This window comes from Binatus sp. (SeqCode), from assembly GCF_035272065.1.
Lineage (GTDB): Bacteria > Desulfobacterota > Binatia > Binatales > Binataceae > Binatus.
In genome coordinates this window covers 17696-42022 of the sequence record NZ_DATEQZ010000069.1, presented here as the reverse complement: position 1 = coordinate 42022, position 24327 = coordinate 17696, and the positions used below count along the sequence as shown (strand labels likewise).

Annotated in this window: 22 protein-coding genes; 16 read left to right on the top strand and 6 right to left on the bottom strand. The window is 61.3% G+C overall.

Annotated features, from left to right (window positions below; translation table 11 throughout):
• The first annotated feature begins 112 nt into the window (after positions 1-112).
• The 4 genes from rpsK (at position 113) to rplQ (ending at position 2727) form a co-directional block, all read left to right on the top strand.
• Positions 113-457: a 30S ribosomal protein S11 gene (gene rpsK / locus VJX68_RS13770; protein WP_324096280.1), complete on the top strand. Its 345-nt coding sequence runs from the start codon at positions 113-115 to the stop codon at positions 455-457.
• Between the two features lie 39 nt (positions 458-496).
• Complete coding sequence (gene rpsD / locus VJX68_RS13765; protein ID WP_324096278.1) at positions 497-1123, top strand: 30S ribosomal protein S4; 627 nt, start codon at positions 497-499, stop codon at positions 1121-1123.
• 84 nt (positions 1124-1207) lie between these two features.
• Positions 1208-2236, top strand: coding sequence for a DNA-directed RNA polymerase subunit alpha (locus VJX68_RS13760; protein ID WP_324096277.1), 1029 nt, complete (start codon positions 1208-1210; stop codon positions 2234-2236).
• 38 nt (positions 2237-2274) lie between these two features.
• Positions 2275-2727, top strand: a complete 453-nt coding sequence (gene rplQ, locus VJX68_RS13755; protein WP_349255917.1) for a 50S ribosomal protein L17 — start codon at positions 2275-2277, stop codon at positions 2725-2727.
• 65 nt (positions 2728-2792) lie between these two features.
• Here rplQ and VJX68_RS13750 read toward each other — a convergent pair whose 3' ends face one another.
• Complete coding sequence (locus VJX68_RS13750) at positions 2793-3020, bottom strand: hypothetical protein (RefSeq protein ID WP_324096276.1); 228 nt, start codon at positions 3018-3020, stop codon at positions 2793-2795.
• 99 nt (positions 3021-3119) lie between these two features.
• On the opposite strand from VJX68_RS13750, the gene tldD reads away from it, so the two are divergent.
• The 6 genes from tldD to VJX68_RS13720 all read left to right on the top strand — a co-directional run bounded on the left by tldD (position 3120) and on the right by VJX68_RS13720 (position 10887).
• Entirely contained in the window at positions 3120-4568 is a 1449-nt protein-coding gene (tldD, locus tag VJX68_RS13745; protein ID WP_324096275.1) for a metalloprotease TldD, read from the top strand.
• Positions 4569-4596: 28 nt separating this feature from the next.
• Positions 4597-5946, top strand: coding sequence for a TldD/PmbA family protein (locus VJX68_RS13740; RefSeq protein WP_324096274.1), 1350 nt, complete (start codon positions 4597-4599; stop codon positions 5944-5946).
• Between the two features lie 127 nt (positions 5947-6073).
• The gene (locus tag VJX68_RS13735) at positions 6074-6904 is read left to right on the top strand and encodes a Crp/Fnr family transcriptional regulator (protein WP_324096273.1); all 831 of its coding nucleotides are present in this window, start codon (positions 6074-6076) and stop codon (positions 6902-6904) included.
• Positions 6905-7045: 141 nt separating this feature from the next.
• Complete coding sequence (gene clpB / locus VJX68_RS13730) at positions 7046-9661, top strand: ATP-dependent chaperone ClpB (protein WP_324096272.1); 2616 nt, start codon at positions 7046-7048, stop codon at positions 9659-9661.
• Between the two features lie 197 nt (positions 9662-9858).
• Entirely contained in the window at positions 9859-10317 is a 459-nt protein-coding gene (locus VJX68_RS13725; protein WP_324096271.1) for a cupredoxin domain-containing protein, read from the top strand.
• A gap of 3 nt (positions 10318-10320) precedes the next feature.
• Entirely contained in the window at positions 10321-10887 is a 567-nt protein-coding gene (locus tag VJX68_RS13720; RefSeq protein ID WP_324096270.1) for a c-type cytochrome, read from the top strand.
• A gap of 22 nt (positions 10888-10909) precedes the next feature.
• Here VJX68_RS13720 and VJX68_RS13715 read toward each other — a convergent pair whose 3' ends face one another.
• Positions 10910-11188: a metal/formaldehyde-sensitive transcriptional repressor gene (locus tag VJX68_RS13715; RefSeq protein ID WP_324096269.1), complete on the bottom strand. Its 279-nt coding sequence runs from the start codon at positions 11186-11188 to the stop codon at positions 10910-10912.
• A 254-nt stretch (positions 11189-11442) separates the two neighbouring features.
• Between VJX68_RS13715 and VJX68_RS13710 the strand changes: the two genes are divergently transcribed.
• The 4 genes from VJX68_RS13710 to VJX68_RS13695 all read left to right on the top strand — a co-directional run bounded on the left by VJX68_RS13710 (position 11443) and on the right by VJX68_RS13695 (position 17938).
• On the top strand, positions 11443-12720 hold the full coding sequence (locus tag VJX68_RS13710) for a TolC family protein (protein WP_324096268.1): 1278 nt from the start codon (positions 11443-11445) through the stop codon (positions 12718-12720).
• Complete coding sequence (locus VJX68_RS13705) at positions 12717-13844, top strand: efflux RND transporter periplasmic adaptor subunit (RefSeq protein ID WP_324096267.1); 1128 nt, start codon at positions 12717-12719, stop codon at positions 13842-13844. Before VJX68_RS13710 ends, VJX68_RS13705 begins: the two co-directional genes overlap by 4 nt.
• A 44-nt stretch (positions 13845-13888) precedes the next feature.
• The gene (locus VJX68_RS13700) at positions 13889-17011 is read left to right on the top strand and encodes an efflux RND transporter permease subunit (RefSeq protein WP_324096266.1); all 3123 of its coding nucleotides are present in this window, start codon (positions 13889-13891) and stop codon (positions 17009-17011) included.
• Positions 17012-17095: 84 nt separating this feature from the next.
• Positions 17096-17938: an SMP-30/gluconolactonase/LRE family protein gene (locus VJX68_RS13695; RefSeq protein ID WP_324096265.1), complete on the top strand. Its 843-nt coding sequence runs from the start codon at positions 17096-17098 to the stop codon at positions 17936-17938.
• Here the strand turns inward: VJX68_RS13695 and VJX68_RS13690 are convergent.
• The 4 genes from VJX68_RS13690 to VJX68_RS13675 form a co-directional block, all read right to left on the bottom strand.
• The gene (locus VJX68_RS13690) at positions 17935-18831 is read right to left on the bottom strand and encodes a DMT family protein (RefSeq protein ID WP_324096264.1); all 897 of its coding nucleotides are present in this window, start codon (positions 18829-18831) and stop codon (positions 17935-17937) included. The genes VJX68_RS13695 and VJX68_RS13690 overlap by 4 nt on opposite strands.
• 11 nt (positions 18832-18842) lie before the next feature.
• Entirely contained in the window at positions 18843-19982 is a 1140-nt protein-coding gene (gene hpnI, locus VJX68_RS13685; protein ID WP_324096263.1) for a bacteriohopanetetrol glucosamine biosynthesis glycosyltransferase HpnI, read from the bottom strand.
• 111 nt (positions 19983-20093) lie between these two features.
• A complete protein-coding gene (hpnJ, locus tag VJX68_RS13680) occupies positions 20094-21542 on the bottom strand; it encodes a hopanoid biosynthesis associated radical SAM protein HpnJ (protein WP_324096262.1) in 1449 nt (482 codons plus the stop codon).
• A 214-nt stretch (positions 21543-21756) separates the two neighbouring features.
• Complete coding sequence (locus VJX68_RS13675) at positions 21757-22518, bottom strand: class I SAM-dependent methyltransferase (protein ID WP_324096261.1); 762 nt, start codon at positions 22516-22518, stop codon at positions 21757-21759.
• 140 nt (positions 22519-22658) lie between these two features.
• Between VJX68_RS13675 and VJX68_RS13670 the strand changes: the two genes are divergently transcribed.
• Positions 22659-23306: a 7-cyano-7-deazaguanine synthase gene (locus VJX68_RS13670; protein WP_324096260.1), complete on the top strand. Its 648-nt coding sequence runs from the start codon at positions 22659-22661 to the stop codon at positions 23304-23306.
• A gap of 7 nt (positions 23307-23313) precedes the next feature.
• On the top strand, positions 23314-24327 hold the full coding sequence (locus tag VJX68_RS13665; RefSeq protein WP_324096259.1) for a BMP family protein: 1014 nt from the start codon (positions 23314-23316) through the stop codon (positions 24325-24327).

Below are 24327 nucleotides of genomic sequence, written 5' to 3'. Positions count from 1 at the left end.
GGGTGGCGCTCCTGCCGCATCGGCTGCGGGCGGAGCCGCTCCTGCTGCGGCTGGCGCTCCGGCAGCAGCCGGTGCTCCTGCCCCCCGGCGTGCGCGACGCGCACGTCGTTCGGTGCCCGAGGGCGTCGCGCATGTGCATGCGACCTTCAACAACACGATCGTGACGATCACCGATCAGCAAGGGACCGTGATCGCATGGTCGAGCGCCGGCTCGGTCGGCTTCAAGGGCTCGCGCAAGGGCACTCCGTTCGCCGCGCAGATGGCGGCAGAGGCGTGCGCCCGCAAATGCTCTGAAGTCGGGATGCGCGCGGTAGTCGTCCACGTCAAGGGTCCGGGCGGCGGCCGCGAATCCGCAGTCCGCGCGCTGCAAGCGGCCGGACTCGGCGTCATCTCGATCAAGGACGTAACTCCAATTCCGCACAACGGATGCCGTCCGCCGAAGCGCCGCCGAGTCTGAGCCGAATTAACCGCGAGCGAACAAGGAACGTAACTTAACATGGCGAGAAACCTGGGACCGGTCTGCCGTCTGTGCAGACGCGAAGGACTGAAACTCTTCCTCAAGGGAGAGCGATGCTACAGCGACAAGTGCGCGATCGAGCGGCGCAATTATCCGCCCGGCGCGCACGGACAGGCGCGCACGCGCTTCTCCGAATTCGCGATTCGGCTGCGCGAGAAGCAGAAGGTCAAGCGCATTTACGGCCTGATGGAAACGCAGTTCGCCGCGTACTTCGCGATGGCTGAGCGGATGGACGGCATCACCGGCGAGAATCTGCTGGTGCTGCTCGAGCGGCGGCTCGACAACGTCGTCTATCGTCTCGGTTTTGCCAGCTCGCTGGCGCAGGCGCGGCAGGTCGTTCGTCACGGGCATATTTTAGTTAACGGCAGGAAAGTCACGATTCCCTCGACCCTGGTCGAGGTTGGCAGTGTGATAAGCGTGGCCGAGGCGAGCCGCACCAAGAAGGTGATCGTCGAGGCAATCGAGATGGCACAGCGCCGCGGCGTTCCGCCGTGGATGGCACTCGAGCGCGAACAATTCCGCGGCTCGCTCCGGGCGCTGCCGGCGCGCGCTGAACTGACAATGCCGATTAGCGAAAAGCTGATCGTCGAGCATTACTCAAGATAGGGCGGAGGCTACCGATTCGGCGTCCCGGTCCGTGGTGGACCTGTGTGGGCGCGGGAAATCCATCGGGAAAAAAGAGCACAGACTATGCAAAATGACTGGCGAGATCTGATCAAACCCAAGGCTGTCGAGTTCGACGAGAAGGAAGTCACTCCTTCCTACGGCAAATTTTCCGCGGAACCGCTCGAACGCGGCTACGGAATCACCGTTGGCAACGCGCTGCGGCGCATCCTGCTGTCCACCCTGCCCGGCTGCGCGATTACGGCAGTCAGGATCAAAAACGTCCTGCATGAGTTCTCGACTCTGGCCGGCGTCAAGGAGGACGTGACCGACATCGTCCTCAACTTGAAGGAAATCCGCCTCCGCCTGCACGAGGGCGAGCAGATTACCGCGACCTTGAAGGTCAAAGGCGAAGCGCAGGTCACCGCGCGCGACATCACCGGCGGACCCAGCCTCGAAATCCTGACCCCGGACAAGCATATCGCGTCGCTCGACAAAGGCGCCGACCTCGACATGGAACTCGTCATCAAGCGCGGCCGCGGCTACGTCCCCGGCGAGCGCACCGATGAGGAGGAACCGATCGGCACGATTCGCCTCGACGCGATCTTCTCGCCCATTCGCAAAGTCAACTTCACCGTCACCAACGCGCGCGTCGGCCAGCGCACCGACTACGATCGGCTCGCGCTCGAAATCTGGACCGACGGCTCGATCAACCCGCGCGAGGCCCTGACCTACGCGGCACGCGTGATGCGCGATCAGATGACGATTTTCGCGGGCGTCGAGGAAGAAGCCGAAGTGCCCGCCGGCGCGGCCGAGGGCGGCGAAGCGCGTCCCACGATGAGCGAGTTGCTCTATCGGCCAGTCGAGGGGCTGCCGATTTCGGTGCGCGCTTTCAACGGCCTGCAGAACGCCGACATCAAGTATATCGGCGAGCTGGTGCAGCGCACCGAGCAGGACATGCTCAAAATCAAAAACTTCGGACGCAAGTCCCTCAACGAGATCAAGGAAGTCCTCGCCGACATGGGCCTCTCGCTCGGAATGCGGCTGGAGAACCTGCCACCGCGCGGCGAGCTCGACCGCATGTGGGAAGAGCAAGAACGCCGCGAATCGGCATAAAGTCCGACGCGAGTCTGCATAGCTTTTTGGAGTAACTGATGCGTCATCTCAATTCGGGCCGCAAGCTCAATCGCACTTCGGCGCATCGCAAGGCGCTGTTCAAGAACATGGTGCTCGCGTTGATTCGTCATGAACGAATCAAGACAACTGATCCCAAGGCCAAGGAACTGCGGCGTATCGCGGACCGGATGGTCACGCTCGGCAAGCAGAACGATCTCGCCGCGCGTCGCCGCGCGTTCGCGGCGTTGCAATCGCATGACGCGGTCAAGAAGCTGTTCGACGAGATCGCGCCGCGCTTCAAGGATCGCAACGGCGGCTACACCCGGGTGATCAAGTTCGGCCATCGCCGCGGCGACGCGACGATGATGTCGGTGATCGAGTTCACCGGACAGGAAGAGCAGACCAAGGCCAAGAAGCCGCGCAAGCGCTCCGCCGCAAAGAAGGAAGGCGCGACCGCCGAGAAGCCTCGTCGAGCCGCCGCCGCGGGCTGATCCAACTCTAACCTCACGACCAACGACGCAAAGGCACGAAGAGAATCTCTTCGTGCCTTTTCTTTTTACTCGATGCGCTCGAGCAGCTTGGCGCGCAGCGCCATGTGCGCGCTCTTGAGCCCCGACAGGATTCCGTCTTCGAAGTTCCACTCGCCGCTCGCCATCAGGTCGGCGAAGTCGTTCGGGTTGCGGATGTCCTCCGGGGTGAGCCCGGGATGAATCGCACGCGCCATTGCGAGCACCTTGCTCTCCTGCTGCGCGATCATCTCGAGCATCAAGCGATCTATTATCACCAGTGTCTCCCGCGTGGCCATTCGCAGATCGTAACGCAGCGAGCACCTTCTTGGCGAGTGCGCGCTTTGATAATGTTGATTCACAGGCGGCAAAATATAATGTCCAACGAACTCGTTGCTCCCGATAAATTCTTCCTCAACCGCTTCGGCATGAACCACGGCGCACTCGAGCGAATCCTCGGCAGCGCGCTCGAACGCAAGGCTGACTACGCCGATCTCTACTTCGAGTACCGCAGCGCCGAGGGCTTGGGGCTCGAGGAATCGATGGTGAATCACACCAGCAAGAGCGTCAGCCACGGGGTGGGCGTACGCGTGTGCGCCGAGGATCGCACCGGCTACGCGTATTCCGACGAAGTCACGATCGACAGGATGCGCCTTGCGGCCGAGGCTGCGCGCGCGATCGCAGACCAGCGCGGCACGACGCCCGCCGCCGTGCAGGTCGGCGCCCCGGTCGCGCGTCACGCGCTGTACGATCTTCCGAGCACGCCGCTCGACGTTCCGGTGCAGGAGCGCGCGAAGCTGCTGAGCGAGATTGATCGCCTCGTGCGCGCCTCCGATCCGCGCGTGAAAAACGTGATGGCGTCATTCGCGTGCGAGCGGAAGATCGTGATGATCGTGAGGAGCGACGGGCAGGTCGCCGCGGACGTGCAGCCGCTGTGCCGGCTCAACGTCACCGTGATCGCCGACGACGGCAAAGGCCGCCAGATGGGCTCCTACGGCGGCGGCGGGCGCGTCGAGTGGAACTACTTCATCGAGAATGACCGATGGCGTGAGTATGCCCTCGAAGCCGCGCGCCAGGCGATCGTCAACCTCGACGCTATCGACGCGCCTGCGGGCGAGATGGTGGTCGTGCTCGGACCGGGATGGCCGGGGATTCTGCTGCATGAAGCAATTGGCCACGGTCTCGAAGGCGACTTCAACCGCAAGAAGACGTCCGCATTCGCAGATCGAATCGGCCAGAAAGTCGCAAGCGAACTTTGCACGGTGATCGACGACGGCACCATCCCGAATCGTCGCGGCAGCCTGAACGTTGATGACGAAGGCACTCCCACTTCGCGCACAGTGCTGATCGAAAAAGGAATCCTGCGCGGCTACTTGCAGGATCGGATGAACGCACGGCTGATGAAGATGGAGCCGACCGGCAACGGCCGCCGCGAGAGCTTCGCGCATTCGCCGATGCCCCGGATGACCAACACCTTCATGCTCAACGGTGAATCGACGCCCGAGGAAATAATCAAGTCGGTCAAGAATGGCCTCTACGCCGTCAACTTCGGCGGCGGACAGGTCGATATCACCAACGGCAAATTTGTTTTTTCCGCGAGCGAGGCTTACCTGATCGAGGACGGCCAGGTAACGCGGCCCGTGAAGGGCGCGACCTTGATTGGCAACGGTCCCGACGTGTTGACGCGCGTCTCGATGGTCGGCAACGACCTCGCACTCGACGCCGGCGTCGGCACCTGCGGCAAGGACGGCCAATCGGTACCGGTGGGCGTGGGACTTCCGACGATTCGAATCGACGGCATAACGGTCGGCGGTACGCGCGCATGACAATCAAGATGATAGTGAGAACAATCTGATGGCGGCGGTTGATATTGAACTCGCCAATTGGGCGCTCGATGAAGCGAAGCGCAAGGGCGCCAGCGCGGCGGAGGTTTTGTGCGTTACGGCGGAGTCTCTGGATGCAGGCGTGCGCCTGGGCGAAGTAGAGAAACTCAAGAGCTCGCGCGAGCGCCGGCTCGGTCTGCGCGTGTTTTGCGGACAATCTTCAGCGACCTCCTCGACGGCCGAACTCGAGCGTGACTCGCTTGGCGCTTTCGTTGCGAGCACGGTCGAGCTTGCGCGCCTGTCGGCCGCCGATCCGTGGGCGGGACTGCCCGACCCCGGGCTTCATCCGAAATCGTTGCCCGAGCTTTCGCTGGCGGATCCCGACAGCGGAATCGTGACCGCGGATCGCGCACTCGAGATCGCGCGCATCGGCGAGAATGCGGCGCTGAAATTCGATCGGCGTATCAAGAATTCAGGAGGCGCCGAATTCAGTTCCGGACGCTACCGGGTACTATTCGCCAACAGCCAGGGTTTCTCCGGCGAGTATTCCGGCACTTCGTACAGCCTTGTGGTGGCGCCGATCGCGCAAGATGGCGACGCGATGCAGCAGGGAGTCTGGTACACGTCGAATCGCCGCTTCGGAAAACTCGAGGATGCGGAGTCGGTCGGAATAACTTCCGCCAAGCGAGCGCTACGCCGTCTTGGAGCGCGCAAAATCAAGACGACGCACGCGCCGGTGGTGTTCGATCCCGACATGGCCGCAGGCTTGATTCGATCGATCGTCGGGGCCGCATCGGGGCCAGCACTATACAAGGGAGCGTCATTCCTGCTCGGCCAGCTGGGCAAAGCGATTGGCGCTCCGGGCGTCACGATCGTTGACGACGCGCTGATTCCCGGCGGACTCGGCTCCAAGCCTTTCGACGGCGAGGGGCTGCCGACCTCCCGCAAGAACGTGATCGACAAGGGCGTGCTCGCGACCTACCTGCTCGACTGCTATTCGGCGCGCAAGCTCGGTCTCGCTCCCACCGGCAACGCCGCGCGCTCGGTCGGCGAGGCTCCCAGCGTCTCGACCACCAACCTGTACCTCGAGCCCGGTGGATATACGCCCGCGCAGATAATCGGTTCGGTGAAGGAGGGGCTGTACCTGACCGAAACCATCGGATTCGGCGTGAACATGGTCACCGGAGATTACTCGCGCGGGGCCGGTGGAATCTGGATCGAGAATGGCGAACTCGCGTACCCAGTGCAGGAGATCACCATCGCGGGCAACCTGAAGGACATGATCGCCGGCGTCGAAATGATCGGCAACGATTTGAACTGGCGCTCGTCCACTGTCGCGCCAACGATCAAGATCGCCGAGATGACGATCGCCGGCGCCTGATAGCCTCCGATACTTTTTTACCAGTATCAGCCTCCCTCTTGACGTAGGCGCAAATCTGAGCTAACTGTTTGTAGGGTTTAATTACACACGTCGGCCGTCATATGGTGCAGCCGCAAGGGAGATGCCTATGAACCTTCAGGTTTCCGCACAGGCTCAGGAAAGGCTGCTATCCAAGCTCTCATCGATGGGACTTCCGCGCTCCGCCGCCACGACGCTGCTCGAGCGCCACATGCTCGTGCGCTATCCCAAGGGCGCGGAGTTGTTTACGATGGGCTCGCCCGCCGATGTCGTTTTTGCCGTTCTTACAGGCCTGGTCAAGGTTCATAGCTCGCGCGCGGGCAGCGACCCGGTGCTCGTCGAACTGGCCGGTCCGGGCGACCTGGTTGGATATGCGGATTTTGCCGACGCGGACGGCGGGCGCTCGCAGTTGTTCGAGGCGACCGCGCTGACCAACACCTGCGTTGCGCTGTTCACGCGTCATCAGATCGCCGAAGTGCTTAAGGGTCTCGAGCCAGAAGCGCTGCTCGGGATTACCGAAGCGATCAATTCGATGTGGTCGTCGGTCGTCTACCGCTACGCGACTTTTTTGGGAATGTCGCTGCGCAAACGGCTCGAGATTGTGCTGGGCGAGCTGGCGGAACGATTCGGCGTGCCCGATTCGCGCGGTACGCTCCTGCTGCCTGAGCTCGCGCAGGAAGAACTCGCCGAGATGATCGGCAGCTCACGCCCGATGGTCAGCAAGCTGCTCACCGAGATGACCGAGCGCGGCATGCTAATTCGCGAGGGACGGCGCCATATCCTTATCGCCGCACAAAAGCCTGACAACGCAGCGGCCGCGGCTGCTCCGCGCGAACCCAAGCTGCACCCGGCGTTCGAGCCGGCGCCCGCGGCCACGCGCCGTGTGCGAGCGGATCGCCGTGCGGTGCGCCCGACCGTGACGCCGATTGAAAATATCTAGGCCTTCGACGACAGCACAAAGCCTCCGTGGGCCTGCGCCTGACTGCGAACTCGCGGTTGGGCGCGGGTTTTCTGCGTGGATTTTCGTTTGCCCCAGACTGAAAAGTAGTTAGCTTAGTCAAAAGGGAAAGCCGACGATCGCATGAACGCTAACCGATTCACCGAAAAACTTCAGGAGGCGCTCGGACGCGCGCAGAACGCCGCGCTTAGCGCTCACAACCAGGCCGTTGACGTCGAGCATCTGTTGGCGTCGCTGCTCGAAGATAACGAAGGGCTCGCGTCTTCGATCCTGAAGCTCACGGGCGTCGATCGCGATGCGGTGAGCCGCAAGCTCAGCGCCGAACTCGCGAAGATTCCGCATGTAACCGGCGGCGGCGCCGACAGCGGGCAGGTCTACGCGACCCAGCGCCTGGGCCGCGTGCTCGCGCGCGCGGAGCAGGAGGCGGGCAAGCTCAAGGACGAGTACGTTTCGGTCGAGCATGTGTTGATCGCGATGCTCGATGAGCCGGGCGCCGCTTCAAAAATTCTGCGCGAAGCCGGGTTGACGCACGACAAGCTGATGGCCGTGCTCAAAAAGGTCCGCGGCAGTCAACGCGTCACCTCGTCGAATCCCGAGGCGACCTACGAGTCGCTGGAAAAATACGGCCGCGACCTGACCAAGCTGGCGTCGGCCGGCAAAATCGATCCGGTAATTGGACGCGACGAGGAAATTCGACGTGTAATCCAGGTCCTCTCGCGCCGCACCAAGAACAACCCAGTGCTGATTGGCGAGCCGGGCGTCGGCAAGACCGCGATTGTCGAGGGCCTTGCACGCCGAATCGTCCAGGGCGACGTGCCAGAGGGAATCAAGAATCGCAGGCTGGTCGCGCTCGACATGGGAGCGCTGATAGCGGGCGCCAAGTTCCGCGGCGAGTTCGAGGAACGGCTCAAGGCCGTCTTGAAGGAAGTGCAGGAGGCCGCAGGCGAGATAATTCTGTTCATCGACGAGTTGCACACCGTCGTCGGCGCTGGCGCGGCTGAAGGCGCGATGGATGCGTCGAACCTGCTCAAGCCCATGCTGGCGCGCGGCGAACTGCATTGCATCGGCGCGACGACGCTCGACGAGTACCGCAAATATATCGAGAAGGATGCTGCGCTGGAGCGGCGGTTCCAGCCGGTGATGGTCGAGGAGCCGAGCGTCGAGGATACAATCTCGATTCTGCGCGGCCTCAAGGAGCGCTACGAAGTTCATCACGGAATTCGCATCAAGGATTCCGCGCTGGTGACGGCGGCGGTGCTCTCGAAGCGTTACATCACCGATCGATTCCTGCCGGACAAGGCGATCGACCTGATCGATGAAGCGGCGGCCAAGCTGCGCACCGAGAAGGAATCGATGCCGGTCGAGATCGACGAGGTCAATCGGCGCGTGATGCAATTGGAAATTGAACGCGAGGCGCTCAAGCGAGAAACCGATCAGGCCTCGCGCGATCGCTTGCAGAAACTCGAGAAGGAACTGGCCGAGGTCAAGGAAAAGCGCGCGGGCCTGCAGGCGCAGTGGGAAACCGAAACCGGCGGCCTCGAGAAACTGGCAAAAATCAAAGCTGAGATCGAACAAACCAAGCTCGCAATCGAAAAAGCCAAGCGCGAGTACGACCTCAACAAGGTCGCCGAGCTGCAGTACGGCAAGCTCGCGTCACTCGAGAAGCAGCTCGGCGCCGAAGAGCAGGGGCTGATCGAGAAGCACACCGGCGGCAAACGTTTGATCAAGGAAGAAGTGGACGAGGACGACATCGCCGAAGTCGTCGCGCGGTGGACCGGGATTCCGGTGTCGCGCCTGCTCGAAGGCGAGGTGCAGAAGCTCGCGCATCTCGAGGAGCATCTGCACAAACGCGTGATTGGCCAGGACGAAGCGGTGATCGCGGTTTCCGACGCGGTAATTCGTGCCCGTTCCGGACTCAAGGATCCCAACCGCCCGATCGGATCGTTCATTTTTCTCGGTCCCACCGGCGTCGGCAAGACCGAACTCGCGCGCGCGCTGGCCGAGTTCCTGTTCGACAGCGAAGCCGCGATGATCCGAATCGACATGTCCGAATACATGGAGAAGCACACCGTCTCGCGGCTGGTGGGCGCACCGCCGGGGTATGTCGGCTTCGAAGAGGGTGGGCAGTTGACGGAAGCCGTGCGCCGCCATCCTTACTCGGTCATCCTGTTCGACGAGATCGAAAAGGCGCACGCCGATGTATTCAACGTCCTGCTGCAATTGCTCGACGACGGCCGGCTCACCGACGGTCACGGACGCACGGTGGATTTCCGTAACACGGTTGTGATCATGACGTCGAATATCGCCAGCCAGATTATTCTCGGGTTCAAGGGACAGGACTACGAGAAGATGAAGGCGCAGGCGCTCGAGGTCTTGCGGCAGAGTTTCCGGCCCGAGTTTCTCAACCGCGTCGACGAGGTCGTCGTGTTCCATCCGCTGACCCGCGACGAGCTGCGCCAGATTGTCGATGTCCAGTTGATACGCCTGCGCCAGCGGCTCGAGGAGCGCAAGATCGAGCTCGAATTGAGCGACAAGGCGCGCGACTACCTGGCCGAGAACGGCTACGATCCGTCGTACGGGGCGCGTCCGTTGAAACGGCTCATCCAGCGCGAACTCGAAACGGCTCTCGGTCGAAAACTGCTCTCGGGCGAGATTCGCGACAGTTCACGGGTTAGGGTCGATGCGGGCGCGCGGGGCTTAGAATTCTCCAGCAAACCGCTGGCCGGCGCATCTAAGTAGCTGTTTCCACGCTAAATTTTACGATATTCGATCTAATCTCCCGCGCGCTCTTGTCTCGCGCAAAATAAGCATTAAACTTTAGCTGGCTTGATGATCGCATGGTCGATTAATCAGCTTGGCTAATGTTGAAGCTGGTTGCGCGGCGAGCGAGGAATATCAGTACCCAGTGATAAATCTCCGGCATTAGAGGGTAAGGTATGGCTAGCTCCACAATCGGTCTCCGCATTGCAGCCGCCGCTTCACGCAAGCCACGGTCTCGTACTTTCGTCCGTATCGCGATCGTCGCCGCAGCCGCCGCGATCGCCGCGGCGCTCGCGCTGCTGCCCGATCCAGCCAAAGCGGCCAGCAATCCCGTCGTGATCAAGATGGCTGACACGCAACCGTTCTACACACCCGCAAAAGTCGCGATAAAAGTCGGCGATACCGTGCAATGGGTTAACGGCGGCGAGAAGGTGCATTCGGTCTCGACCAGCGCCGCCAACGCCCAGAATCCCAAAGACACTTCGATGCCGAAGGGGGCGGAGGCGTTTGATTCAGGCTTCATCCCACCCGGCGGCGACTACAGTTATACGTTCACCGTGCCCGGCACCTATCGTTACTTTTGCCTTCCGTATGAGAAGGCGGGTATGTTCGGGGTGATTGTCGTCAAGAAGTAGAGCGTGGAGACTTTCAGAAACGTGATCGGTCCGCTTGCTCGGACAATTCGCGTCGCGGGATTGCTGCTGGCCGTTGCGATTGCGATCGCGGCGTTGCCGGCGCCCGCCACTTGTTTCCCGTGGAGCATCGACATGTACCGCGGGCCGGAGGTTCAGCCCTACGCCGTGGCGCCGCGCATCACTCCGGCGGACACGATTCCAGTGCATGGCGGAGAGCCGCCGATGGACCTCGAGCAGGCGACGATCAAGATGCATAACCCGTTGCAGCCGACGCCGGAGAATCTCGCGAAGGGTAAAGAGCAGTTCAATACCTACTGCGCGCCGTGTCACGGCGAATCGGCGGATGGCAACGGCCCCGTCGCGCACATCCTGGCAAAGCCGCCGAAAAACCTGGTCACTGGTAAGAGCAAAGATCTTCCCGACGGCTACTTTTACGGCACAATCCGCGACGGCAACTTGGCGATGCCCTCTTACGCTGAAGAAATGGCGCCCGAGCAGCGCTGGCAGGTCGTGATGTACATCCGATCGATGCAGAGTGCAGCCGCGAAAGCCAAGGTCGCGGGCAACTGATCCTGCCTCACTGACCGTTTCGTCACGTCAGGTAGGTCTTGATCACGTCGATCAGGTCCTGCGCGGCCTTCGCCTGGGCGGAGGTCGGATGATCGTCGGGATCGACCAGATGAAGCTTGATGTGACCCTCCATCACTTCCGCCATGAGGCTGTCGAGAGCTCCTCTGCCGGCGGCGAGGGTATGCATGATGTCGGTGCAATCGAGTTCGCGTTCGAGCGCGCTCTCGGCCGCATCCAGCTGGCCGCGGATGCGGCGTACGCGGTTGATGAGTTTTTTCTTATCTCTGATCGTATGAGCCATTGACGGGTCGCCTCGATTTCGTTATAGCATACCCTGGTAGGTATAATACAATACCCCAGCGGGTATTAAGGAGCCTCCTGCCATTTGCAATGCAGCTGTTGCGCGGGACGCTTTCGGTCGTCGAATCAAAGCGGTTTAATTGATTGTCGATTGCAGACCTGACGTGGCTTATGTAACCGATTCGGGGTCATGGCGATGGAACCTTTCCAAGTCGGCGACGTGTTTGAATGGGCGGCGTGGACCCAGGAGTCTGGATGCCCACGATAAAGATCGGCGGCGCTCTGATGCTTGCGATCGCGGCAATAGCCCTTGCCGCGTCGCTCGCGCGCGCCGCGGACGCTCCGCTTTCTGAATCACAGCTCGTCGAAATCGCAATCGAGGCGAATCCGCAGGTAAAGTCGGCGCGCTACCGATGGGACTCCACGGTCCATTCGATCAAACAGACGGTCGCGCCGAATGATCCGGTATTCACTTACACCAACAGCGACAGTCCCAAGAATCCGCTCGGGCGCGCGTCGCTGCGCGAATTCAACTTCACCGAGACTTTTCAATTCCCCGGCAAGGCGCTTCATCAGCGCGACCAAGCGGAGTTTGCCGCCGAGATTGCGCATCTTATCCTCGCGGCGACGGTGCGCGACGTCCGCGCCGCGACCGAGACCGGCTATTTCCAGTTGGTGCTCGACCAGGCCCTGAGCGACGTCAACGCCGAGAACGTCCAGAACCTCGACCAGGTGGTCCGAGTCACCGAGACCGCTTACTCGGGCTCGGCGGTGCCGCAGACCGACGTGATCAGCGCGGAGTTCAACCTGGCGGCAGCGCGCCAGCTTCAACGCCAGTACCTGACTGCAGTTCAAAACGATGAGACCGCTCTGAATCTGCAACTCTATCGACCGGTGGGCGAACCGTTGGTCGTCGATCGAACTCTTAAACTGGAAGCCCTCAACTACCCGCTCGACGCGCTAACCGATCGCGCGTACACGGTCCGGCAGGAAATCCTCGAAGCGGCGCTCGCCGAGCGCAACGCGAACACCGCGCTCTATCTCGCGAAGATGGAGTACCTGCCGGACTTCACCGCGGGCGTTCAGTACGACGATTACCTGGTTCCAAGCTTCGCCCCAAAGCCGAGTCAGACGCGCGACTGGGTCGGTATCGTCGGTTTCAACCTGCCGGTCTTTTTCTGGCTCAGGCAGGACGAGGACGTGGCGCGCGCGAAGGCTAATCTGGCAGCCGCGCGGTCCGACCAGGCGCTGATTAAAATCCAGACTGCCGCGGCGGTTGCCACGCTGTACCGCAGCGCGCAGTACGCCTACGAGACCGCGATCCTCTATCGCGATTCGCTGATTCCACTGGCGCGGCAGAATTTCCGAGTCGCGCTGACCGCCTATCAGTCTGGTAAGATCGATTTCGTCACGCTCTCGACCGTGCTGCAGAGCGAATACGCTGCGCGGGTGAATTACCTGCAGGCAGCGAATCAATTTCTGGCCGGCGAAGTCTCACTCGAGCAGGCCATCGGAGCGCCACTGCGTCAATGAACCGCCGCAACTTCAATCCCATCGCGCTTGCGGTGCTGGCTGCGGGAATCTCAATCGCCGGATGCCACACTGACTCGGCCGGCCCGGCCGCCGCGGTTCCTGAAGCGACGCCCGTCGTGCAACTGGTTCGGCAGCAGGGCGTTGAAGTGATCCAATTCAATGCAGCGGACGTCCCCGGTTTGAAGATGGTGGAAGTGCAGAACATCGAGATGCCGGGCATCCTGGAAACATCAGGGCAGATCACGTACGACGATCGCAGCGTCTCGACTATCGTTTCGCGCGTGCAGGGGCGAATCGAGCAAACGCGCGTGTCGCTGTGGGACAACGTCCAGCGCGGCGAAAAAATCGTCGCGCTCTACAGCCCCGACTTCATGACCGCGGAATCCGAGTATCTGCAGGCGCACGAGTCTTCAACTCTGATCGCGGCGCCGGGCGTCGGCGGTACGTCGGATTTTGCCAGCGCGCTGTCGCTGGCGGCCAAGCGTAAGCTGCAGTTTCTCGGGATGAGCGACGCCGATATCAAGGCCATCAAGGCGCCCGATCCTACCGTCTGGATGCGCGCGCCAATCAGCGGCACCGTCGTCGACAACAAGGTGCAACGCGGCGCCGCGGTCAATCCGGGCGACGTGCTCTTTTCGCTCGGCACGCTCGACGACGTCTGGATCACCGGCGACATCTACGAGGATGATCTCGCACGCGTGCGCGTTGGCCAGGAGCTGTCCGCGGTAACGACCGCTTTTCCTGATGAAGTGTTCAAAGGTGTGATCGCGCGCATCAGTCCGAATGTCGATCCCACCACGCACACGCTTCAAATCCGCTGCGAAGTGAAGAATCCCGGCGGCAAGCTCAAGCCGCAGATGCTCGCGAAGGTTAGCATTGTCACTCGCCCCGGCGAGGCGCTGGTAATCCCGCAGGACGCTCTCGTATTCGACATTGACAACTACTACGCATTCGTCGAGGTCAGCCCCGGCATGTTCGAGCATCGCAAGGTCTCGATCGCGTCGTGGAGCCGCGTCGGCTACGCGCGCGTCGTCTCCGGGCTTAAGGCCGGCGACCGCGTCGTCAGCGGCGAGACGCTGCAGGTGAACGCGCTTTGGCACCAGGCTCACGGAGAAAGTTCCTAGAACCAGGCGGATTGGTGGTCGCAACCGGCATTTTTGGCTAAGCGATGATTCGATCGTTGATGGCGCTGGCACTGCGCGAGCGGATAGTCGTAATCGGCATCGCGCTGATGCTGCTGCTGGCCGGCGTCTTTTCGTTCTCGCAGTTGGATATCGAGGCCTATCCGGATCCGGTTCAACCACTGATCGAGATCCTGGCGCTGCCCAACGGTCTCAGCGCCGAAGAAGTTGAAAAGCTGGTCACGGTGCCGATCGAATACGGCCTGGCCGGGATGCGCGATCTCCAGGCGATGCGCTCGATTTCGCTCTACGGACTTTCGGACATTCGCTGCTACTTTTCGTGGGACAGTGACTACTACTGGGACCGCGTCGAGACGATCAACCGGCTGTCTTTCATCACGCTGCCGCAGGGCGTGACGCCCGGAATCTCGCCCGACAATCCGATCGGCGAAATTTACCGCTACACGGTTGAGAGTCCCGATCACGATCTGACCAACGAGAAGACCATCGAGGACTGGATCCTCGAAAAGCAGATCCGGACGGTGCCGGGCGTCGAGGATGTTTCGGGTTTTGGCGGATTGACCAAGCAGTTCCAGGTCGAAGTCGATCCGCACAAGCTGAACTACTACCAGGTTCCGCTATCCGCCTTGATCGCGGCGCTGCAGAACTCGAACACCAATTCCGGCGGCAACTATATGAGCGTCGGCGAGCAGGCGTTCGACGTCCGCGGGCTCGGATTTTTCCGCAATCTCGACGACATCGGCAACGTCGTGCTCAACACCAGCAAGTCCATCCCGATCAAGGTTTCCAATGTCGCCGACGTTGAGGTCGGCTACGCGCCGCGTCTTGGAATTGTCGGCAAGGACAATCAGAACGAGGTCGTCACCGGCATCGTGCTGATGCGCAAGTACGGCAACACGCTCGAAACGCTCAAGGGCGTGGAGGCCAAGGTCCGCGACCTCAACACCTCAGGCATCCTGCCCAAGGGCTACAAGGTCGTGCCGTATTACGACCGCACGCAACTCGTCGATACCACGCTTCGCACGGTGACCGAGAATCTTACCATCGGGATGGTGCTGGTGTTTCTGGTGCTGGTTTTCTTTCTCGGCAACTTGCGCGCCGCGCTCATCGCCGCGGTGAACATTCCGCTCGCGCTATGCGGGGCGTTCGCGCTGATGCACGCGACCAACACGCCCGCTAATCTTATTTCGCTGGGCGCGATCGACTTCGGCATCATCATCGATACCACTGTCATCGTCATGGAAAATATCGAGCGGCACCTGACCGCGCCTGAGCGCCAGCACGAAAGTTACCGGCTTAGAATCCTGGCTGCCGCGCAGGAAGTTGGCGGCCCGATGTTCTTCTCGACGCTGATTTTCGTGATCGCGTTCCTGCCGCTATTCACGATGCGCGGCGTCGAGGGCGCCATCTTCTCACCGATGTCGCACACCTACGCGTTCGCGCTGGGCGCCGCGATTCTGCTCGCGGTCACGTTATCGCCGGTGTTGTCTTCGTATTTCTTCGCGCGCGGAATGCGAGTGATTCACAATCCCATCTGGGCGGCGATTGCCGCGTTTTACCACGGGATGTTCGAGTGGGTCCTGCGTTGGCCGCGCCTGACGTTGACCGCAATTGTTTTGCTGGTGGCGGGCGTGCTGTCGCTGTTCCCGCTGCTGGGCGGGCAGTTTCTGCCCAAGCTCGAGGAGGGAAATATCTGGGCGCACGCGACGATGCCGCTGACCATCTCACTCGAGCACGGCGCCAAGCTGTGCAACCAGATGCGCGCCATCTTCAAGAGCTTCCCCGAGGTCACCACGGTTGTGTCGCAGCTCGGCCGGCCCGACGACGGGACCGAGACGGCGGGGTTTTTCAACATTGAATTCTCGGTCGATCTCAAACGTGACGATCAATGGCCTCCAGGAATCGACAAGCCGAAACTCATCAAGCAGATCGACGACAAGCTGACCCGGACGTTTCCCGGTGTCAGCTTCAGCTACTCACAAAACATCGAAGACAACATCGACGAAGCGATCTCGGGGGTAAAAGCCGGCGAAAACGCGATCAAGGTTTTTGGACCGGATCTGGCCACGGATGAACGAATCGCCAACGATATCAGGGAAACGCTGGGCGGGGTTCCCGGCGTCGTCGATGAAGTGGTGCTGCGCTCGATGGGCCAGCCGAATTTGCAAATCACTCCGGACCGCACCGCTTGTGCGCGCTACGGGCTGAACGTCGGCGACGTTGGCGCGATCGTGCAGGCTGCTATTGGCGGGCAGGCCGTCACGCAAGTGCTCGACGGGGACCGGCGCTTCGACCTGGTCGTGCGATGGAAGCCGGAGTACCGCGAGAGCCTCGATGCGGTGCGCCAGATCCGCGTCAACCTTCCGGCAGGCGGTCAGATTCCCCTCGATCAGGTCGCGAATATCGAAACCGCCGAAGGCGCGTCATTCATCTACCGTGAGGCGCTGCAACGTTACGTGCCGATCAGGTTTTCGGTCCGCGATCGCGATTTGCAGAGCACCATCGTAGAGGCCAAGCGTCGAATCGCGAAGGAAGTCCACCTTCCGGAAGGCGTGCATCTGGAATGGTCGGGCGAGTACGGCGAATTGCAGGCCGCCAATCGCCGTTTCGCAGTCGTCGTCCCGTTCGCGCTGCTGCTGATCGCGGGCGTGCTCTACGCCGCGACCCAATCGCTCATCGACACCTTCATCATCATGGCGCAGATTCCGGTCGCGTGCCTCGGCGGAGTCCTCGCGCTGATCATCACGGGTACACCGTTCAGTGTGTCGGCCGGCGTGGGGTTCATTTCGATTTTCGGAATCGCGGTCATGGACGGCATCCTGTTGAGCTTCTACATCCGCAGGCTTTGGGAGCAGGGCCTTCCGTTCGTCGAGTCGATCATAACCGGATCCGACCGCCGTTTGCGCGCCACGATGATGACCGACCTGGTTGACGCGCTCGGACTGCTGCCTGCGGCAGTTTCGACTCGAATCGGTGCCCAGACGCAGCAGCCGCTGGCGATCGTCGTGATAGGAGGCGCACTGGCGATAATGATGCTGACGCGAATTTTGCAGCCGGTGTTGATCTACCTTTGCCATCGCCGGCTGCGCCTCGACGATCAGAACCGCTCGCGCATGACGCAGCCGGTCGATGTCGATCTTCCGGACTGATCCCGCTAACCGCCGAAACCGCTCATCGCCGAGCCTCGCCGCGCATCGTGAACCGTGGTAAACGGGCGGAGGAGGATCGCAGCGATGGAATTCGAGATGCTCGCGAGCGGCTACGGACTGCTCGAAGCGCCGCGTGTCGACGACCTCGGCCGTCTATACTTCACCGACATTCCCAACGGTGGCGTTTACCGGCGCAATCCCGGCGGCAACGTCGAAACGCTGATCCCGAAACGAAAAGGCGTCGGCGGATTGATCTTCAATCGAAGCGGTGGGCTCGTCCTCACCGGCCGCGGCCTGATCCATTGGGACGAGAAGACCGGCAAAAGCCGCGACCTGTTCGCCGTGTGGGAAGGCAAGCCCGTCAGCATGAACGATCTCACAACCGACGATCACGGCAGTGTCTACACAGGCACGATCAACTTCGATCCGCTGAGCAGCAATAAGCCGATTCCTGGCAGCCTGTTCCGCGTCGATCCGCCCGGGCGCGCGGTGAAGTTGTGGGACGGCATCGAGGTCAGCAACGGGCTCGGTCTCAGCCCCGACAGAAAACACCTGTATCATTCGGATTCCAGCACCGGCGCAGTGTGGGTTTATGACGTCACGCACGAGCGCGGCGTCAAGGACCGGCGTATCTTTGCGAAAATGCCGGCGGGAATGCCCGACGGTCTGGCAGTCGATGCGCAAGGCGGCGTGTGGGTTGCGGCGGTGCGCGTAGGCGAGGTTGTACATTTCTCGAAGGACGCCACCGTGATCAAGCGAATCAAGTTGCCGGCCACGATGGTGACCAGCCTGGTCTTCGGCGGGCGCGACCTGCGCGATCTCTACGTGGTGACCGCCGACAACACCGACGATCCAGACCGCAAGGGAACGATCTTCCGCGCGCGCGCCGACGTACCCGGCCTGCCCGTGCCGAAAGCGAACTTCTAGGTTTTCGCTTTCGACAGCGACCCGACCACGACCGGATCGCCGGGCACGTGTTGGCGCGATCCAGCCAGCAATGCGCCGGCCGCGATCGTCAGTATGAATGCACTAACGCGCATCGCGGCGGGAATCGAACCGGCAGGCAGTCGTTCGCCGAACACGATCATCCCGCCGATGATCGGTACGATGTTCGACAGCGCTCCCGACAGCGGCATCGCGATTATCGCGCGCGCCGAATGAAACGAGTTCTGCAGCATGACAATCCCGGCGATGTTGGCGGCGACCGTGCAGTACACGTAGGGACTGGAGACGATTCGGATCGCGACTGAAGCAGTGTCGCCGGCGGAGATCGCTTCCGTCATCGCCTTGGTGAACAGTGCGCCCAGGCCGAACGCGACGCCGGACAGAATCGCCGCAGCCGTCCCGCTGGCGTTCATCCGCGCGACGGCCATGGGAGCCAACCCCGCGAGCGTCAGCACCGCGGCGAACGTCACCATCGTTGCGGACTCTAGCTTGCCTTCAAACTCTTTGCCGCCAAGCGACAGCGTGAGCATCACCATCCCGAACACGATCGCGCCGATTCCGACCCATTCGCGAGAGCTCGCACGCTCGCCAAGAATCAGCACCGACGCAATCACGAACAGCGCGATCCCGCCTTGCCCCATCACCGCCACCATCGACACCGGCGCGCGCGACACCGCTATCACGTAGCAGGCCCAGCCCGCTGTCTGCACGCCGAGTCCGCCGATCCACATGGGATCGCGAATCCATGCGACGATCGCGCCGATCGTGTTCGCGCCGGCCGCCATCGGCAGATCCGACGAGCGGCTCTTCATCATCAGCAGGCCGAGCGCCATCAGCAGGCTGGCAACGACCGCGAAGATCAGGGAGAGAATCACGCGTTCAGCTCTTAGACTTCGCGCATCGCGCCGCCCCGGATCACCTTGAACTGGCGGCCGGCCCACATCACTTTGTTACTGAACAGGCTGGCAAACCAGACACCGGTCATAATCAGGTCCTTGAACGGAACCATCCACAACTGGCTCAGCATCTCGGGCATCTTGAGCACGCGACTGACGATCGCCGCCGACATCGCGAGTCGCGCCGCCAGGACCAGCACCAATGCCGCAAATGCCGCCGCGCTGCCACGCGAGAGCGCCACCAGCATCAGCGCCCAGAACGGGCCGTGCATCAGGATTGTGGCGATGCTGATCGGGCGCACGGTGCGGTAGGTGCGCGCCCAGCGCAGTTGATGATGCCAGAATTCAGCGAAACTCTTTTCTTCGCACGTCAAGGTTACGATCGAATCGGACAGTTTGATCTCGTAGCCTTGGGCATTGGTGAAGTTGCCCAGGTAGAAGTCGTCGGCCAGCATGTTCTTGACCGCGCGGAATCCGCCGGCGGCCTCGAGCACCTTGCGCTTGATTGCGATCGTCGCGCCGAGCGCATAGTGCATCGGCTCGATCATTTCGGCCAGCAGAATCTGCGGCAGGAAATCGGTGTTGACGTAGAGCGCCTCCAGCCGCGACGCGAACGAGCCGCCCGGCCGCGCCCGATAGGCGCAGGTCACGATGCCGATCTTCTCGTCCGACGTCAGTTCGCCGACAATCCGCTTGAGGTAGTCGCGCTCGACCGATACATCGGCGTCGCTCAGCACGAATATTTCAGCCTTCTCGGAGCGGTCGGCCATCTTGATCAGCTTCGCTATCTTGCGATTGCTGCAATCCGGTTCTTCGCCTACGACCAGCGTGATGTTTGCGTACTGGTAGCGTTGCCGCAGCGCCACCGGAACTTCAGCGGCCGGATCCTCGTAGTTATGGACGCCAAAATAAAAGTCGATCCGTGGGTACGCGATTTCCAGGAAACTGACCAGGTTGGCTGCCAGCGAATTGCTGCTGCCGTGCAACGGCTTCAGCACCGCCACGCGCGGCGGAACCTTTGGGATTGGTGGCAGAGGAAAGGTCGTCCGCTTTGCGAACCTGATGGCAGCGACCGTCGCCGCGGCGTAGTAAAATACCGACACGCACACGGCCGCAGCCGGTAAAGCCATCCAGATTGTCATCGAATGATTCGCGCGGAACTCCGGCCCGGCGCGACCGACGACGCCACAGACATCCTGCTGCGGACCTTGCGCCCGGCTCCTATGCGCGCCCGGTCGCCGTCAGGCGGAAGCCTGCTGCGCCGTCTGATGCCGTCGCTGGCGCATCGTCGAGAGAAATTGCCGCCCCTCGTTCAGCATCCGCTTGGTCTCTTCCATCGACGTCATCATCTTCTTCACCGATTTGAGGATGTACTTTGGGCGGAAGTAGAAGCTGCGATAGAAGCGCTCGACCGCGCCGTAAATCTCCTCGTTGGTCAGCCCCGGATAGGTGATCGTGCACTTCTGGTAGCCGGATTCGTCGAGCAGCGGATCGACCGCCAGGAACCCATTCTTGGTCACGTAGTCGAACAGCTCCGTGCCCGGATACGGTGACGCGAGCGACACCTGGATAGTCTCGCAGTCCATCTCGCGCGCGAACCGGATCGATTCCTCGATGGTCTCCTTGTTCTCACCCGGAAGTCCTAGGATAAAAGTCCCGTGAATCAGGATCCCAAGTTCGTGGCAATCCTTGGTAAAGCGCCGCGCGCGCTCGAGGCCGACGCCCTTCTTGATGTTTTTCAAAATCTGCGCGTTGCCCGACTCGTAGCCGACCACGAACAGCCGGAGCCCGCCGTCCTTCATGATCTTCAGCGTTTCGTAATCGACGTTGGCGCGCGAGTTGGTTGACCATGTGATCCCGAGCGGCTTCAGCAGCTGCGCGATTTTGCGCGCGCGCGCTGGGTCCGCCGTGAAAGTGTCGTCGTCGAAGAACAGTTCCTTCATCTTCGTGAACTTCGACTTCATCGCGGCCACTTCCTCGTACACGTTCTCCGGGCTCCGCACACGATAGCGATGCCCCTGCGTGACCTGCGGCCACAGGCAGAACGTGCATCGCGCCGGACATCCGCGCCCGGTGTACATCGACACGTAAGGATACTGGCAGTAGGGACTGTTGTACTTCAGGTAGTCGAGGTTCTTTTCATAGACCTCGGTCACGAACGGCAGCTTGTCAAGTTCTTCGTCGGTGAGCGCCGGCCGGTCGGGATTGTGATGCTGCGTGCCGTTCTTCTGCCAGCTGATTCCGCCGATCGTGCTCCAGTCGCGGCCCTCTGCCACCTCGAGCATCGAGTAGTCGAATTCCTTGCGCGCCGCGATATCGATCGCCGCCGATAATTTCAGCGTCTCCTCGGGCCGCGCCGTCGGATGCCCTCCGACCATCGCGATGATCGCGTTTGGATTCGCCGCCTTGATTGATTCCGCCGTGCGCGCGTCCATCCGCAGCGACGGCGTCGAGGTGTGAATCACGACCAGGTCGTAGTTCTTCGCCTCGTTGACCGTCATCTCGACCGTGTAGTTATGCGGCGGCGCGTCGAGCAGGCGCGCCCCCGGGATCATCCCGGCAGGATAAGCCAGCCACGTCGGGTACCAGAACGACCAGACCTCGCGCGTCGCCTGGTAACGTGAACCGGCGCCGCCGTCAAAGTCATCGTACGACGGTGGATTCAGAAAAAGCGTCTTCATTACATCCATTATCTAAGCCTACCCCGCAGCCCTGTCCGATTGGTTAGTCAGCGACTATACAAACCGCGACCACCGAAGGCAAGATTGCGCTGAATCTATAATCACTTCCTCAATGCATTCTGTGGTGCAAGGGAAACTGGGCATTTTCGAGGCTTTTTCGGCTCGGTCCCGACCACCTTGAGCGTATCGGGTGAGGATCAAATTCCCAAGTTCTTCCACTCCTCTATCCTTTTTTCGCCACAGCGATCATCCGCCGTGTACCTATCCCATATTCCTCGCTGTCGAATCCCCCGAACACCGCCGTCACGCGCATCCCCACGCGCTCCAGCAACCGCGTCATCTCAGTCAGTGTGTAGAGCCGGATGTTATGCCCAATCGACTCGCGGCGCCCGCCCTTTGGATCCACCACGATAAAGTGCACGTGCATCCGGCTGGTCGCGAGATCCAGGTCGCGCCGCTCGACGTACAAGGTCCCGTCCGCGCCCGTATGCCAGTCGTTCTGGACATAGTTATCGATCGCCCACTCGCGGTTCAGCATGTCGAGCAGGAGCCGCCCGTCGGCTTTCAGGGCCTTGCCTGCCGATTCCAGCACTTTCAAATCCTCGGCTTCGGACTCCAAATATCCAAATGATGAGTACATGTTGACGATTGCATCGAACTTGTTTGCGAACGGGATCTCGCGCATGTCGGCGGCCACAGTCTCGATTTCGACCTTGCTCGCCTTGGCCGCCTGTTGCGCGAGTTCGACGTAATCGGGATTCAAATCGAGCCCCGTAACCTTCAATCCCCGTTTTGCCAACTGCACCGAATGCCGCCCCTGGCCGCAGCACAGGTCCAGCACTGACGCGCCCGCCTTCAGGCCGAGCGCGCTCGCAACGAAGGCGCTCTCTTTTTCAGCGCGCTCTTCGGTGAACATGTGCCCGTACACGTTCAAGTAGTCGATCCGAAAAAAATCCACGTACCAGGCAGAGCCTTGCGATGTCATCGCGTTCCCCTCAAGCGATTCGGTGAAGCTGACAATTCAAGTTAACGCATAACCCGCCCACAAGATCGAGTCTCCGCGCCATCCTGTGGCCCCATCGCTTTCAATGATGCTACGGTCTTGCGCGAACGGAGAGAGTCAGCGTGGACAAGATCTCAGTACTAGCCAGCGGTGGCCTGGACAGCTCGGTCCTGATCGCGAAATTGGCGGCCGCCGCCGAGGTGTATCCCATCTACGTGCGATGCGGCTTTGCATGGGAAGAGATGGAGCTCAAAGGTCTTCAAGCCTTCCTCGACGCGCTCCACAACCGCAACCTGATGCCGACTACCGTGCTCGCCGCTCCGACCGCCGTCCTGTACGGCGACCATTGGAGCGTGACGGGCGCGCCCGTTCCCGCCGCGGACGAGCCCGACGAGAACACCTACCTGCCCGGCCGCAACATTCTTCTCATTTCGTTGGCCGCCATCTGGGGCAGCACCCACGGCGTTTCACGCATCGCGATCGGCTCGCTCGGGAGCAACCCCTTTCCCGATGCTAGCCGGGAGTTTTTTGACAACTTCGCCCGCGTCTTAAGCATGGGACTAGGAAATAACGTAACTATCGAAGCGCCGATGAGAGGTCTCCACAAGGAGGATTTGATCAAGCAGTTCAAAGACCTGCCGCTCGAGTTGACCTTGACCTGCATGGCTCCCAAGGGCGGTCAGCATTGCGGGCAATGCAACAAATGCTTCGAGCGTCAGCAGGCCTTTCATAAGGCTGGCGTCATGGATCGAACCACCTATATCGGATAGCTAACCGGTGGCTAAATTCCTGCTCATAGCTCTAGTGCTCCTGCAAGTAAGTGTCCTTGCGGCATGCACCTCTCATCCTGCTACCGAGGCAAAGCCGGCATCCACTGCGCTCAAGGTCGCGCTACTCACGCCCGGACCCGTCAGTGACGCGGGCTGGAACGCCGCCGCGTACGAGGGGCTGCAACTCATCAAGGCCAAGCTCGGCGCCGACACGGCCTTGGTGCAAACCAAGTCGCCCGCCGATTTCGAGGACGCCTTTCGCGACTTCGCCTCGCGCGGATTCGATCTCATCTTCGCCCACGGCTTCGAGTACACCGATTCCGCCGTCGAGGTAGCGCGTAGCTTTCCCAATACTTACTTCGTCGTCAGTTCGGGCAGTGAATCCTCCGCGAACGTCGCGTCTATCACCTTCAATGTCGATCAGGCGACCTACGTGGAAGGAGTGCTGGCGGCAGGCGTTTCGAAAACCGGAGTGGTAGGCGCTATAGGCGGTATAGAACTGCCATCGATTAAATTGTTCTTCGAGGGTTTCAAGCGCGGCTTTCTTGCGGAGCAGCCCAAGGGCCGCATCCTGATCAGCTATACCGGCAATTTCGACGATGTTGGCGCGGCCAAGGAGGCGGCGCTCGCGCAAATCAGCCAGGGCGCCGACGTGCTGATTCACAACGCCGACGCGGCGGGCCTCGGCGTCTTCCTCGCGGCCGAACAAGGGCACGCCTACGCCTTCGGTGTATTCAACAATCAGAACAACGTCGCGCCGGATGTCGTCCTTGCCAGCGCCGTGACCTCGACCCCGCTGGCCTTCCTGAAAATCGCCACTGAAGTGAGGGACAAGACCTTTCATCCCGGGATGCTGGAATTTGGCATGCAGGACGGGATGGTGAGTGTAGTATTCAACCCAAAGCTCGAGCCGAGGATTCCCGTGTCCGCACTCGAACGGGCGCGCAAAGTCGAGCACGATCTAGCGACCGGCCAGCTAGTCCTCGCGCCGACGGTCGCTACGCCCTCTGCCGTCAAATAG